15 protein-coding genes are annotated in these 13621 nt (G+C 41.6%); 6 read left to right on the top strand and 9 right to left on the bottom strand.

Annotated features, from left to right (window positions below; genetic code table 11):
• Window positions 1-13: 13 nt before the first annotated feature.
• The 5 genes from RMY63_RS12575 to RMY63_RS12555 form a co-directional block, all read right to left on the bottom strand.
• A complete protein-coding gene (locus tag RMY63_RS12575; RefSeq protein WP_104906391.1) occupies window positions 14-439 on the bottom strand; it encodes a type II toxin-antitoxin system VapC family toxin in 426 nt (141 codons plus the stop codon).
• A 7-nt stretch (window positions 440-446) separates the two neighbouring features.
• Window positions 447-662, bottom strand: a complete 216-nt coding sequence (locus RMY63_RS12570) for a hypothetical protein (RefSeq protein ID WP_322729017.1) — start codon at window positions 660-662, stop codon at window positions 447-449.
• A gap of 126 nt (window positions 663-788) precedes the next feature.
• Entirely contained in the window at window positions 789-2018 is a 1230-nt protein-coding gene (locus RMY63_RS12565; RefSeq protein ID WP_322729016.1) for a damage-control phosphatase ARMT1 family protein, read from the bottom strand.
• Window positions 2019-2153: 135 nt separating this feature from the next.
• The gene (locus RMY63_RS12560) at window positions 2154-2555 is read right to left on the bottom strand and encodes a hypothetical protein (RefSeq protein WP_322729015.1); all 402 of its coding nucleotides are present in this window, start codon (window positions 2553-2555) and stop codon (window positions 2154-2156) included.
• 258 nt (window positions 2556-2813) lie between these two features.
• Window positions 2814-2984: a hypothetical protein gene (locus RMY63_RS12555; protein WP_322729014.1), complete on the bottom strand. Its 171-nt coding sequence runs from the start codon at window positions 2982-2984 to the stop codon at window positions 2814-2816.
• Between the two features lie 624 nt (window positions 2985-3608).
• Between RMY63_RS12555 and RMY63_RS12550 the strand changes: the two genes are divergently transcribed.
• Entirely contained in the window at window positions 3609-3893 is a 285-nt protein-coding gene (locus RMY63_RS12550; RefSeq protein WP_322729013.1) for a DUF427 domain-containing protein, read from the top strand.
• A 140-nt stretch (window positions 3894-4033) separates the two neighbouring features.
• On the opposite strand, the gene RMY63_RS12545 is transcribed toward RMY63_RS12550, so the two are convergent.
• Complete coding sequence (locus RMY63_RS12545; protein ID WP_322729012.1) at window positions 4034-5146, bottom strand: PEP-CTERM sorting domain-containing protein; 1113 nt, start codon at window positions 5144-5146, stop codon at window positions 4034-4036.
• A gap of 137 nt (window positions 5147-5283) precedes the next feature.
• On the opposite strand from RMY63_RS12545, the gene RMY63_RS12540 reads away from it, so the two are divergent.
• On the top strand, window positions 5284-6405 hold the full coding sequence (locus tag RMY63_RS12540) for a carboxylate-amine ligase (protein WP_322729011.1): 1122 nt from the start codon (window positions 5284-5286) through the stop codon (window positions 6403-6405).
• Here the strand turns inward: RMY63_RS12540 and RMY63_RS12535 are convergent.
• Entirely contained in the window at window positions 6397-6783 is a 387-nt protein-coding gene (locus RMY63_RS12535) for an antitoxin family protein (protein ID WP_322729010.1), read from the bottom strand. The genes RMY63_RS12540 and RMY63_RS12535 overlap by 9 nt on opposite strands.
• Before the next feature lie 172 nt (window positions 6784-6955).
• On the opposite strand from RMY63_RS12535, the gene RMY63_RS12530 reads away from it, so the two are divergent.
• From RMY63_RS12530 to RMY63_RS12520, 3 genes are all read left to right on the top strand, one after another.
• Window positions 6956-7156 (top strand): hypothetical protein, encoded by a 201-nt coding sequence (locus tag RMY63_RS12530; RefSeq protein ID WP_322729009.1) that lies wholly within the window; start codon window positions 6956-6958, stop codon window positions 7154-7156.
• Window positions 7157-7333: 177 nt separating this feature from the next.
• Window positions 7334-7564: a DUF433 domain-containing protein gene (locus RMY63_RS12525; RefSeq protein WP_322729008.1), complete on the top strand. Its 231-nt coding sequence runs from the start codon at window positions 7334-7336 to the stop codon at window positions 7562-7564.
• Window positions 7561-7884 carry a DUF5615 family PIN-like protein gene (locus RMY63_RS12520; RefSeq protein WP_322729007.1) on the top strand — a complete coding sequence of 108 codons (324 nt, stop codon included), beginning with the start codon at window positions 7561-7563 and terminating at the stop codon, window positions 7882-7884. The genes RMY63_RS12525 and RMY63_RS12520 overlap by 4 nt, the downstream gene beginning before the upstream one ends.
• Window positions 7885-8017: 133 nt before the next feature.
• On the opposite strand, the gene RMY63_RS12515 is transcribed toward RMY63_RS12520, so the two are convergent.
• Together RMY63_RS12515 and RMY63_RS12510 are read right to left on the bottom strand one after the other, a co-directional pair.
• A complete protein-coding gene (locus RMY63_RS12515; protein ID WP_322729006.1) occupies window positions 8018-11359 on the bottom strand; it encodes a HEAT repeat domain-containing protein in 3342 nt (1113 codons plus the stop codon).
• Between the two features lie 150 nt (window positions 11360-11509).
• The gene (locus tag RMY63_RS12510) at window positions 11510-11968 is read right to left on the bottom strand and encodes a hypothetical protein (protein ID WP_322729005.1); all 459 of its coding nucleotides are present in this window, start codon (window positions 11966-11968) and stop codon (window positions 11510-11512) included.
• Window positions 11969-12175: 207 nt separating this feature from the next.
• Between RMY63_RS12510 and RMY63_RS12505 the strand changes: the two genes are divergently transcribed.
• Window positions 12176-13552, top strand: a complete 1377-nt coding sequence (locus RMY63_RS12505; protein WP_322729004.1) for a dihydrolipoyl dehydrogenase family protein — start codon at window positions 12176-12178, stop codon at window positions 13550-13552.
• The last annotated feature ends 69 nt before the right edge of the window (window positions 13553-13621 follow it).

The following is a 13621-nucleotide window of genomic DNA, read 5'->3' as shown; positions in this document are numbered from 1 at the left end:
AATGCCCAAACCCTTACGGCAAATTTTCTCGCAGTAATGCTCGAAACCCTGCTTGTTGAAAATGCTCATCAGCGGTCAGTGCTTCAGTGATGCCGCTATATTGCATAACAATAAAAGATACGCAATCGACAAATCCCCATTCTTTCTCTGTTCGTTCTCGATATAGCTGGAAAGCACGTTCGTAGAGTTCCTGGGAAAGGGGGACAATTTCTACTTTGGAGTCTGCTACTAGAGAATTTAATAATATGATTGCCGCTTGACGATAAGGTTGTTGGGATAAGGCATTGCCAATTTCCAACATCACCGCCTGTGTTGTCACCAAACGAGTCTCTGCTGCTTGTAACATTTTAGCCAGATGTAAGGCTCGGTCATGCAAGCGATCGCTCGGTGCAGATAAGGCAATGGCAAATGATGTATCAAGAAAGACTTCAGAATGCATGAAAAGTTTATTTACTGTATAAATATTTATCTATATTGGCAGACCAGTCAGGCGGCCCTTCGAGGTTGAGCGATCGCGCTGTTTGCAGAAATGATACCGTTTCATGTTCACTTGGCGGTAAAATTTCAATACTAATTCGCACGCGGGTATTAATTGGCAGTGCGATCGGTTCAGCCGGATAGAACACTTTGCCATTAAACACAGCTGTGATTTTTTCTAGCATTTTCCTTAGAAAGTTTTTCTAGTCTATCCTAAGCTGGTTGTGGTGATACGAGTAGGGTAAACGACCCCATAATTAGTGAAGATACGTATATTTGTCTTACAAATTATCTCGATTTTTTAAAATTGTCTAAACTACCAACTGAATTACACCCCACTGCCCATTTGTCAACCAAGAAGAGTCAGATTTTGCTACTTTCTCAATAACTTCTGGTTTTAAACCGACTGCTACTTCTGACTTCAGGGTGCGTAGAGCTACCATTGGCACGGGTAGGTAGGAAACTATATCTGCAATGTTGGTGGTAAAATCCCAGTGGCAATCGCCTAATAATCGGCGATAATTGGCATCTCCTTTGACTATAACCAAACTCGCATTGGCTAACTCATTTTTGAGGTAGTTGGGTATTTCCCAAAAGGCTAAAGGCGATGTCCAAAAGTAATCTTCAGATAGTACTAAACACCCTGATGCAATATTGTCTTGCAGCCTTTGGGTAAAGGATGTAACTTGTTGATTTCCACTAGCGGCTAAAAAACTTGTTGTGTAATGTACATCCTTAATCATGGCATCAGATACAAAAGTCGGATGTGGCTTTAAGTGTAGGTAAACCTGATTAGCCAGTCGGCTACTTAACAAAAAATCTACTAAACATAAATCACAAACAAGTTCAAAACCAGCATTATCTACAACAAAATCAATCCGTCCCCCTTGAGAGTTGATTAACAATTCCGTGACTTGGGAGGCATCATTTACTAAGATGTGAGCTAGTTGGGTTTGAATATCAAAACGACTGCGATCGCTCTCGGATGCTGACCATAAACTCAAGTCAACTCGATTTCCCCATAAAGCAAAATATAACAATGCTATTAAAGCTGTTTGATTTGATTCTCTCTTCAGTTGTGAATTATCTAACCAATTGTTAGTCTGACCACACAATAGAATAATCGAATCCAGAGATGCTTCTAAACTTTGAGACTTTTGTAACTCAAATGGATCGACACCTTGCCAGATACCAGGGCGAAAATAATTAGTAATTTCTAGAATTAACCGAAAAAAATAAGTTTCGGCAAAAAACCAAGGAACATCAACCCAACGCTGACCTTTGTAGAATTCTAAATATGTATTCCAGGCTAAAAAATCTACAGCAGTCTTATTTAAAAGAGGTTGCACATATCCTGTTGGTAATTCTCTAGCCAGGTTTTCTAAGCTGGTATTAATTTCAGACGAGAAATTATTTTCAGCGATAACTTTGCGAGCGATCGCAGGCATTCGTTGAGTAACTGTAAACTCAGAAAAAGAACCGACTTCTGACCCCAAAAGAGACGGTGGTATGGGTAATTTGGGGATGTGGGATATATTCACTACAGACTTTGATTTTACTCATATTTTCAGTTATTCTAACCCCGTGTGCGACTTGATTTCAAACCTAATCAACTCAAAAGCAGGATAAATAGTTATAGGGAGATGCGAAGATTGATTTCAGCACTCCTAAATTGTCTATTGTGAATCATTAGTATCGCCAAAGGATTTCATCTGTAACTCGACTGCGTTGACGTAACTTTGATCGTTCAAAACTTGCGCTGGTAACTTATTAGCCCTGATAGCAGCCTGAACCACATCTTTCGCAGTCAAGAATCCGGTTTGATATTTGAATAACAAAGTTCCCCCACTAGGAATACCTTGGTCTTTTAAATAACCTTGATAAGCTAGAAAAGCAAGATTAAAGGGTTGCAGATATTTGGCATCTGTGGGATTTTTACGTAAAGTATTAGAGTTAACATCTGTATTTATTTGTCCACCGCCATTGTTAGTATTAGCTGTTTGAGCGCCAGCAATTCCAGAAATAAAAGTTATAGAAGTAATGAGCAGTGCAGAATTGAGCAAAGTTGTGAATTTCATAATTTTATTCTCAGTATAAATTAACATTTTTGATTAATTGAGTCTTCTTTTTTATCAATTTCAAACTTTTGCTATTAGTCCATCATATTTGTTTATTTATCACTCATATATTTAAGTAAAATAATTTCCTAAAATCTTGATAAAACAAGATTTGAAGAGAATTAACACAGATTGATAATAGAGAATTATGAACTGTGACAAAGCTGTAATTGATAAAATAATCTAAGCTAGACCTGAAAAGTACAGAACTAATTTAGATCATTCAAAATTACCAAAACCCATCATGTAATAGGCAATAAAAGCAGTATCAAAAGATTTGAGGTGATTGGTATTTGTGGAATAGCTAGGGGAAGTGTCAGAGTTGACGGTTGTATTTATTGATGGGCTATTGTGATTCTTGGATGGATGAAAGCAATTGATTTTAGGCATAGAATTAATCCAAGTAACAATATGTGTAGAATTTACCAAGTTTGTAAATTTCATAGAGTTATGTTCAACTGAATAAAGTGCAATCAGTATTCTCTAGTATTAAAGTTGACTACTTTATTAATCTCAATCTTTTATTGGAAGTTTCCCGGATGGTTTGATTTGGTAATTACCTGAATTTGGGAGTTAAATTAACCTTAATTGGAAAAATTGGAAATTAGGAGAAAGTTTAGTAATAACTTCAAAGAGGCAAAGATATGCTAAATAGAATCCTTAACTGACAAGTATTTTTAGAAGATGCATTAGCGTAGCTCGCCACAGGCATCGCCTATTCACATATCTAAAGAATTTTTGCTTAAGGCTATGAACCAAAATGCAACTTTGTTTTGACTAATTAACTTTCCATACCAATATGCTAGAAAATCTTGATGATGGAAGCAAATGCTTTTAATTTTCAAATTGATAAATAAAAGTGATTGTAATTAATATTTAGAGGTAAATCCTCCAATTCATTGCCTCTTCGTGACTTCTGAACTATTTTGGCAGCGTCACGGGTTCCATAAATTCACTACAAATAAGCTGATAGTGTCAAAATGTTATATGTATAGTTTATTTACAAAGTCATTTATGCCGAAAGCAATTTGGAATGGAGCTGTTTTAGCCGAGAGTGATAATACTGTAGTTGTGGAGGGCAACCATTATTTCCCTGTTGACACCATTAACAAACAGTACTTTACTGAAAGCAACACTCACACTACTTGTCCTTGGAAAGGTGTTGCCAGTTACTACAGTGTCGAAGTTGATGGGCAAGTCAACAAAGATGCTGCTTGGTATTATCCCAGCGCTAAGGAGAAGGCTAAGAATATTGAAGGTTCTGTCGCCTTCTGGAAGGGTGTAAAAGTCGAGGCTTAATAAAGGTTCCTGGAAGTATTTTAGTTGCAGGTAATTGATATTACATTCGACTAATTGCCCATAAAATACTTAGCCCGTGCAAGCGGGCTAAGTGCTAAGTATTTAAACTATTTTATTTACGAATTTATTTAAATACGTAATTATATCTTCGCCTTGCGAAATGCTGCTTGCTTTCTCTTCGCCAGCCAAGCCAGACTACCAGCAAGTATAGTACCAATGATCGCACTTGGTTCGGGTACTGGTTTTGATATAATAAAACCATTAGGGGCTGAGATAGTTATGCTACCTCCTACTCCTGAATTATTGCTATCATCAGCGATCGCGCTTGGTTCGGGTACTCTTCTCACAATCAAGTTAGAGGTTGTAATAGTTATGTTGCCTCTTAATCCCGAATGATTGCTACCAGCAGCGATCGCACTTGATTCGGGTACTGATTTCAATATAATAATAGCATCGGGGCTTACTGTAAAAGCATTGGTTGTAATAGTTAGAGTGCCTGCTGCTCCTAAATTCTTGCTACCAGAAGCGATCGCACTTGGTTCGGGTACTGATTTCGATATAATAGCACCGGGGCTTACTGTAAGAGCATTAGTTGTAATAGTTAGGCTGCCTGCTGCCCCTGAATTCTTGCTACCACCCTTAATATAGAGTTTATCAGTAGAGATAGTTAAATTGCCGCTAGAGGCAGTTAAATTGCCGCCGATGGTGATGCTATCTAGAGCCGTTACATTACTATCATCGATTCCTGTTAGTTCACCATTGATTACCAAACGCTTGCTGCTGATAGTACTATTGATAAGTTTTAGATTACTATCTATATTCACATTGTCGCCGCTAATAGAGCTATTAGTAAACGTTATGTTACTAGAATTGTAAGCATTGAAATTACCTGCGATCGCTAGTCCAGAAAGTCTAACATTGGCGGCGTTAATGTCAAACACGGGGAATTGATTATTGCCACTGATAGTAAGTAAGTTAGCACCTGGGCCATTAATAGTAAGATTTTTAGCGATCGCAAGTGCCCCAGTTGTCAGGGTAATTGTACTGGGATTACTACCCAATAGGAACTCTACCACGTCATTGCTAGTTGCAGTGTTGATAGCGTCTCGCAATGAGCCAAAGCCACTATCATCAAGATTGTTAACCGTCAAAGTAGCAGCTTGGGCTAATTCCACTTGCATTATCACCCAACCCAGAGCAATAGCTGTGAAAATAGCTTGAGCAACAGCCTTTTTTCTATTGTTTTTTGTCACTTAAAACTCCTCAGATTTAGAGCAAGCAAGTATATTGAATGATGTTCAAGTTTATAACGTTTAACAAAATAAAATATAAGTATAATCTAGGGGTGCTGGTGTTGATTGATTAAACATACGCTTGACCATCCAAATTTATGCCATCCCAGACTGAAGAATTTACTATTGGTGTTGAAGAAGAATATCAAATTATCAATCCCACGACGCGAGAACTAAGTTCGCGTGTGGAGCATATTCTTCCAAAAGCCCAGAAAGCAATTGGTTCAGAGGTGCAGCCAGAAGCCCAGCAATCGCAGATAGAAATTGGTACGCCCATCTGTAGAACACTTGCAGATGTACGCTCTGAGCTTGTTCGTTTGCGCTACGAAGTGATTGCGGCTGCTGCTAAGGACGGTAAGCAAATTGCTGCTGCTGGGACGCACCCGTTTTCACATTGGGATGAACAGCAGATCACGCCCAAAGAACGTTATCAAGATTTGATGCGAGATTATCAACAACTCACCCGTGAACTAGTCATCTTTGGCTGTCATGTGCATGTGGGAATTAGCGATCGCTCTACTGCTATCCAGGTGATGAACCGGACTCGTGTATGGCTTTCCCCACTGTTGGCACTGGCAGCATCTTCACCTTTTTGGTTAGGTACGGATACAGGCTATGCAAGCTATCGTACCGAAATTTGGGGTCGATGGCCTATATCTGGAGTACCACTGATTTTCGAGTCATTAACCGATTACGAAGCGCTTGTACAAGTTTTAGTAGAGACAAAAAGTGTCGCAGAGGCGACAAAGATTTATTGGGATGTGCGTTTGTCTGAGCGCTTTCCAACAATAGAGTTTCGAGTCACGGATGTCTGCCAGACAGTAGACGAAGCAGTAATGGTAGCAGGGCTTGTACGTGCTTTGGTGCGAACTTGCTACGAAGAAGTCATAACTGATAAACCGTTTCACCCAGTGCGTCACGAACTTATACGTGCTGCTCACTGGCGTGCTGCACGTTATGGATTAGATGAGGATTTAATTGACGTTAGCGCTGTAAAAGCTGTTCCGGCACGGGAGATGGTTGAAAGCTTTCTCAGCTTCGTGCGTCCATCGCTTGAGGAGTACGGAGAATGGGATGAAGTCTCGTCTCTTGTACATAGAACGATGGAGTTTGGGAATGGTGCAACCCGACAACGCGAAATTTACAAACAAACGGGGCGTTTTTCAGATGTTGTCGATTTAATCGTCCAAGATACAGCAAAAGGGATAGCTTCAGTATAAAGCTTTGGATATTGCAGTCCTAGCCAAAACAAGTGGATTGTCTGGATTTGCCTGCTTCGGTGTACCATACAAATAATGATCGTGTTTGCTAGACCAATCTTGGGGTGCATCAACAGTTCCCGTCATCGCCTCCAGAACATCCCAAGCATCACCCGATGATTCTGGCAACTCTTGAATTGCAATTACGTAACGTGTGTTAGGTGCTAAATCCAAAGGAACATCTGGGCGCAAAACACCTCCATCAAATACAACTGTTACTATCTTGTTCATAAAAAAACCTTTAGAACTTTTGCAGTTGTGTAATCTAATGTAAACTACCCGACGCTGATTAAGCATCAATACTGTAGAGACGCGATTAATCGCGTCTGTGCCAGACATGATTATTTATAAGTTTTGCTTAAGCTGTTGTAACGATCGCATAAGCTTTGTTACAAATAGATCAGCTCTGGTAACGAAACAACTTCATTGATAAGTTTTATTTAAGCGTTGTTAATGATTGCATAAGTTTTGTCACAAAAAGATAAGCATTCTGAACGAAACAACTTGTGTTGTGAACGAACGGACAAGTTTTCGTTACCAACGGATAAGCGTTCTGAACGAAACAACTTGTGTTGTTAATGAACGGACAAGTTTTCGTTACCAACGGATAAGCATTCTGAACGAAACAAGTTGTGTTGGTAACGAACAGACAAGCTGTGGTAACGACAACAACTTTATTCTTAACGTCCGCTTCTGTGTTGGTAACAAATGAGCAAGCATTCAAAAGATAAAGTCTTAAAACCCTTCTGTCTTCTGCCTCCTGCCTCACCTCACAAAATCGCATTGCTTCCCATCTAATGCTTAACGTGAAAGGTCAGATAATAGAAAAAATGGACGCAGTTATTTATAATTCTTCAATCTAATAACCCCACATAGCGAGGTAACAACCATGCAAAATCTCACCAGAATTACCCGCAATCCAGAAGTGATGGGTGGTAAACCCTGCATTCGAGGAATGCGTGTCACTGTTGGTACTATCGTTGGGTTAATGGCATCTGGACACAGCAATAGCGATATTCTCAAAGCATATCCTTACCTTGAAGAAGCTGATATTTATGAAGCACTTGCCTATGCTGCATGGCGAGTTGAAGAAATTGAAGTCCCTCTCAAAAGTGCATGAAAATTTTGATTGATATGAATCTTTCCCCTGATTGGGTTGCGGTTTTTCAGAGGTACAATATTTCGTCTGTCCACTGGTCTACTATTGGCAACCCCCGTGAGAAAGATGCAATCATTATGGAGTGGGCAAGAACTAACAGTTATATCGTCTTTACTCACGATTTAGACTTTGGTACTTTGTTAGCTGCAACAGGTGCTGATACCCCCAGTGTAATTCAAGTTCGCGCTCAGGATATTTTGCCAAACAGTATCGAAAATCTAGTCATTTCAGCCCTGAATCATTTTGAGTCATTACTAGTCAGGTGCATTGGTTACTATTGACCAAGCTCAATCTAGGGTGCGTATTTTACCAATTCGTAAATAGCTGACAGCTTTGATTTAAGCATTTACCACAAATATGACGAAGTTCGTTACCACCACAACTAGATTTGTAACGTCACTGCTGCAAAAGTAGTTAAATTATTCTTGTGAAGAGGATTCTCTTTAAGCTTCGCATTGTACGAGTAACAACATTATGCTGATGCCAAGCTTGATAGAAATCGAGGTAAGGCATATTCTGGGCGCATTTCCAGGCTAAATCGTAGTATTCACCATTCAATTGCCAATAACCACTTAAAGCTTTAACTACCTCAAAGCGATGCTTATTAACCTGTAGAATTTCCCCTAAGCTTTCTGCTGCCTGCCTACGAGTGTAGTCATCCACAGTAGTTGATTGCAACAGTTGCACCAAGGCGGCGATCACAAATTCATTGCTTGGGTCGATTTCCCCTAAGCTTTCTGCTGCCTGCCAACGGGTGTCGTCATCTAGATTAGTTGATTGCAGCAGTTGCACTAAGGCGGCGATCGCAATTTCATTGCCTGAGTCGATTTTCCCTAAACTTTCTGCTACGTACATAAGGGTGGAGTCATCTAGATTAGTTGATTGCAGCAGTTGCACCAAAGCAGCGATTACAATTTCATTGCCTGTGCCTATTTCCTCTAAGCTTTTTCCAATGTGCCCACGGATAAAGTCATCTACAATAGTTGATTGCAGCAGTTGCACCAAGACTGCGATCGCAATTTCATTGCCAGAGTCTATTTTTCCTAAGCTTTCTGATGCCTGCCAACGGGTGTAGTCATCCACAGTAGTTGATTGCAGCAATTGCACCAAGGCTGCGATTGCAATTTCATTGCCTGTGCCTATTTTCCCTAAGCTTTCTGCTGCCTGCCTACGAGTGTAGTCATCCAGATTAGTTGATTGCAACAGTTGCACCAAGGCTGCGATCGCAATTTTATTGCCTGTGCCTATTTCCCCTAAGCTTTTTGCTGCCAGCCAACGAGTGTAGTCATCCAGATTAGTTGATTGCAGCAATTGCACCAAGGCTGCGATTGCAATTTCATTGCCTGTGCCTATTTTCCCTAAGCTTTCTGCTGCCTGCCTACGAGTGTAGTCATCCAGATTAGTTGATTGCAACAGTTGCACCAAGGCTGCGATCGCAATTTCATTGCCTGGGTCGATTTCCCTTAAACTATCTACTACCTGCCTACGAGTGTAGTGATCCAGATTAGTTGATTGCAGCAGTTGCACCAAAGCTATGATCGCACTTTCATTGCCTGTGCCTATTTCCCCTAAGCTTGATGCTACGTGCCCACGAATGTCGTTATCCAGAGTAGTTGATTGCAACAGTTGCACCAAAGCTATGATCGCACTTTCATTGCCTGGGTCGATTTTCCCTAAACTAGATGCTGCCCGCCAACGGGTGTAGTCATCTAGATTAGTTGATTGCAGCAGTTGCACCAAGGCGGCGAGCGCAATCTCATTACCTGTGCTTATTTCCCCTAAGCTATATGCTGCGTCCCTACGGGTGTCGTCATCTAGATTAGTTGATTGCAGCAGTTGCACCAAGGCGGCGAGCGCAATTTCATTGCCTGGGTCGATTTTCCCTAAGCTATATGCTGCGTCTCTACGGGTGTCGTCATCCAGATTAATTGATTGCAGCAGTTGCACCAAGGCTACAATTGCAATTTCATTGCCTGTGCCTATTTCTCCTAAGCTTTTTGCTGCCTGCCTATAGGTGTAGTCATCTAGATTAGTTGATTGCAGCAGTTGTACCAAGGCGGCGATCGCAATTTCATTGCCTGTGCCTATTTCCCCTAAACTAGATGCTGCCTGCCTATAGGTGTAGTCATCCAGATTAGTTGATTGCAGCAGTTGCACCAAGACTGTGATCGCAATTTCATTGCCTGTGCCTATTTTCCCTAAACTAGATGCTGCCACCCAACGGGTATTGTTATTCAAATTAGTTGATTGCAGCAGTTGCACCAAAGCGGCGATCGCTTTTTTGCGGTCTGTTTGTTGCAGTGCTGACATAGCTTCATCTTCTTTTTTTAAAAAAACCGAACTATAAGTCCAATTAGCGGCAATTTGTGTTATTATTTCATCTGCTCTGAAATAATCTCTAAACTCTGCAATTCCTGCGGCGGCTAAAAAATAGGCGCGATATTCATAAAATTTTTGACATCCATCTTTAAAATTAACTAAAGCATCAATAAACTCTTGCTTTTGCTGCTTGAGGTTTTCTTCTTCTCGCCCTAGCCAAAGTAACATTGTTTGCCTCCATTGCGGTTCAAAAATGCGATAAGTTCCTTGACTGGGATTTTTAGGAACGTGGTTGAGAAAGAAATGCCAGTCATCAATTGCTTTAGCAGCAAAGTACTCTTGAAATGAGGCATGAAAGAAAGCGTAAACAGGTTTTCTATTTGTATCTATCCCGACACAGTTCAGCCAGCCGCGATTTAGTGCCAATTTCAGCAGCGAATTTTCATCATCAACATCGCCCAAAAACTGACTAACAAAATCCTGCCGCAAGCGAAAACGGGTTGCTTGTTTGTCTATAGCTTCTTTTGCTAATTCCCCCAGCTTGATATTGAGTTGCTGACGCTGTTCAGATGTTGTAGTGAATTCCTCTTTCTTCCACTTGTTGAAGTCATCAACAAATTGCTGATAGAGTCCTGCTTGAGTATCCGGTAATTTACCTTCTCCTGATTGCCAATTTAAACACAGTAGTGTCAACCGCAGAGGATTTTTCACTAAATCCTGAATCCGTTCCTTACCTGATTCTTTCAACGCAGTACATAACTGCTCCCCTTTTTCTCGATTAGCAGCGAACCATTTATGAATAAATCTCTCTACCTGTTGTGGATAAGAAAAATCTAAACTGCGATAGGTATCAAAATCATTAAGTGCATTAGTGCTGCCATCCCACAGATTAACCCTACAGGTCAGCACAATTCGTGGTTGAGAAATTAACCTGACTTCACGGAATTGTCGTGCAATTTCTGTGAGAGGATTACCTGAAGATGCCGACATTTCATCTAACCCATCTAACAGCAGCCAGATATTATTTTGATTAAATAGCACAACCAAATCATTCTTCAGTTGCTCAGTGGGTTCAGCTTTACCTGTTTTCTCAGCGACTTGAGTTAACCAAGTTTCAAACAGATAAGATTTTAGTTCCTTCTCTCGCAAATCTGCTAAAGATACCCAAATCACAATCGACTGGTGAATCTCACGAGATACCCAATCAGCAATCTGCTGTAAAAGTGTTGTCTTTCCTGCTCCTGGTTCGCCAATAATCGCAATTCGCTTACCTTTACTTTTAGGCGTGTTCTTCTGTTTGAGAACTTCTTCAAGAAAAGCATCATGCTCAAATGTTTTGGTGATTTCTGTCTCCTTGTACAGTTCTGACCCCTGCTCTGGAGAAATATCAGCTTGAGGCTTGGATGGTTTTTTGCGCTCAACTAATCCCAGTGGCACGTAAACATCATCAACTTGCAGGGCGACTCCTTCAGTTGATGTCAGAGGATTTGTAGTCAGCTTTCGCCGTTCTGCGAGTATTTCACAGCAGATTTCACGCCAGTCATCGGGAGTTAACTTTGTCCCATCCTCCCCTTGAGACGACTGTAGTCAGGTGTAAGTATTGGTCTGTTGCTCAATGTTGATTTGTTGGGCAACCATTGCACCTTTCTCAGCTTTTATTTCCTCTGCTAATTTTGCAAACTTGTTAATAACTGAGGGCTGTGACTTGATTTCATCTGCTAATTTTTTAATTTTCTTAGCATTCTCAGACAGATCATTGTTAACTGCTGCTTCTACTTCCACAACAGCTTGAGCAATTTCTGGGTCTTTGTCTGCTGCTGCTGTCAGTTCCAACACTGCTTGACCATAATTTAATCGTTGCGGTTCATTTCCCTCAACAGCACTGGTGAGTAATGGCGATTTATTCTTTTGGCGGAGTAATCCGATTAACTTACCACCTAGCGTCCATGTAGCATCACCAATGTTTTCGCCCATTTTCTCTTGGGCTTTAGTCCAAAGCGTAGTTGCGATCGCAGTAGCAACAGCCGTCAGTGTCACAGTTACCATAGATTCACTACAAATTGAATTGATATAGAAATTTTTCGGTTCAATACCTTTTGCAATTTTTTACAGAGAATATCACGAATACCACGCACAACCTGATAAGTTGAATTTTAACTCAAATAATTTGAGTGGTTTGACTGGAATCAGCGTTGAAGAATAAGAACACCTAATTAGAACCCAAGCAAACTATCTCCAAGGAGTTTAGCACTGATGGAAACAGCAGATGTGATTGTGATCGGCAGTGGTCAAGGAGGCATTCCACTGGCGGCTGATTTTGCCAATGAGGGACGTAAGGTTGTTTTGTTTGAGCGGGATGCTTTAGGCGGCAGTTGCATCAACTATGGTTGTACTCCTTCCAAAGCCTTCTTAGCAGCGGCTCATGCAGCAGGGCGATCGCACCAAGCCAAAAAGTTAGGCATCCACACTGAGGTAGAAGTGGATTTTCCTGCTGTCATGGAGCGAGTTCGGGGAATCCGTAGCAGCTTTAATCAGGGGATTCGCCAGCGATTGGAGACTGCGGGTGTCAAAGTCATTTGTGCCGAAGCTTCTTTTGTGGGTGAACGCACTGTCAAAGGTGGGGATGTTACCCTTCAAGCTCCTCTGGTAATCATTAACACAGGCACGTCATCGCTGATTCCTGACATTCCCGGACTTGCAGGAACTCCCTACTTAACTAACCGCAACTTCTTTGACTTGAACACCTTACCAGCCCGTTTATTGGTGATTGGAGGCGGCTATATTGGCTTGGAATTGGGACAAGGACTAGCGCGTTTGGGCAGTCAGACTGACTTAATTGTACGGGGCGATCGCGTCCTTGATCGGGAAGAGGCTGATGTCAGCAAGGTCTTAGCAGAAGCATTAGAACAGGATGGGATTAAGCTCCACTTTGGAGTCAATGTGAATCACGTCGCCCACGAGAGTAATGTGTTTAGGCTGACCCTGAGCAATGGCCAACAACTCCAGGGAGAAGCGTTGCTGGTTGTGATTGGACGCAAACCAAATACAAGTCGATTAAATGCAGCCGCCAGCAAAATTGAGCTAGACGATCGAGGGTTTATCAAAATTGATCAGCAGTTCCATACTACCTGTTCTGGAGTCTATGCGATTGGGGATGCTGCCAAACAGCCTGCTTTTACGCACGTTTCGTGGGAGGACTATCGCCGCTTAAAAGCAATTTTGTGTGGAGAAAACCGCACACGGAGCGATCGCGTCCTTGGCTATGCGGTTTACACAGAACCCCAGGTGGGGCGAGTGGGTATGACGTTAGAACAGGCTCTAAAACAAGGCATCAACGCGCGTGCTGTCACGTTACCCATGAGCCAAATTGCGCGTGCGATCGAGTGGGGGCATGACCTCGGATTTTATCGTATGGTGATCGACAGCGACACAGACAAAATCCTGGGAGCAACCCTGGTGGGGTACGAAACTGCTGAACTGGTGCATGTATTTTTATCCCTAATGGAAGCAGGAGCAACCTGGCAGTTGTTAGAGCGATCGGTTCACATCCATCCCACCTATGGTGAAGCTTTACCCAGTCTGGCACGATTGCTGCTTGGAGATAACATGCCGGGGTGTCCGAATATGTGAAGAGGTTTTATTGATTGTCCTTTGTATCCTTTGCGGTAGCCTGCCGTAAGCCCTTCGGGTGACGCTCCT

It is taken from the genome of Nostoc sp. ChiQUE01b, assembly GCF_034531255.1.
Classification (GTDB): Bacteria; Cyanobacteriota; Cyanobacteriia; order Cyanobacteriales; family Nostocaceae; genus Nostoc.
This window is presented reverse-complemented; position numbering and strand designations above follow the sequence as displayed.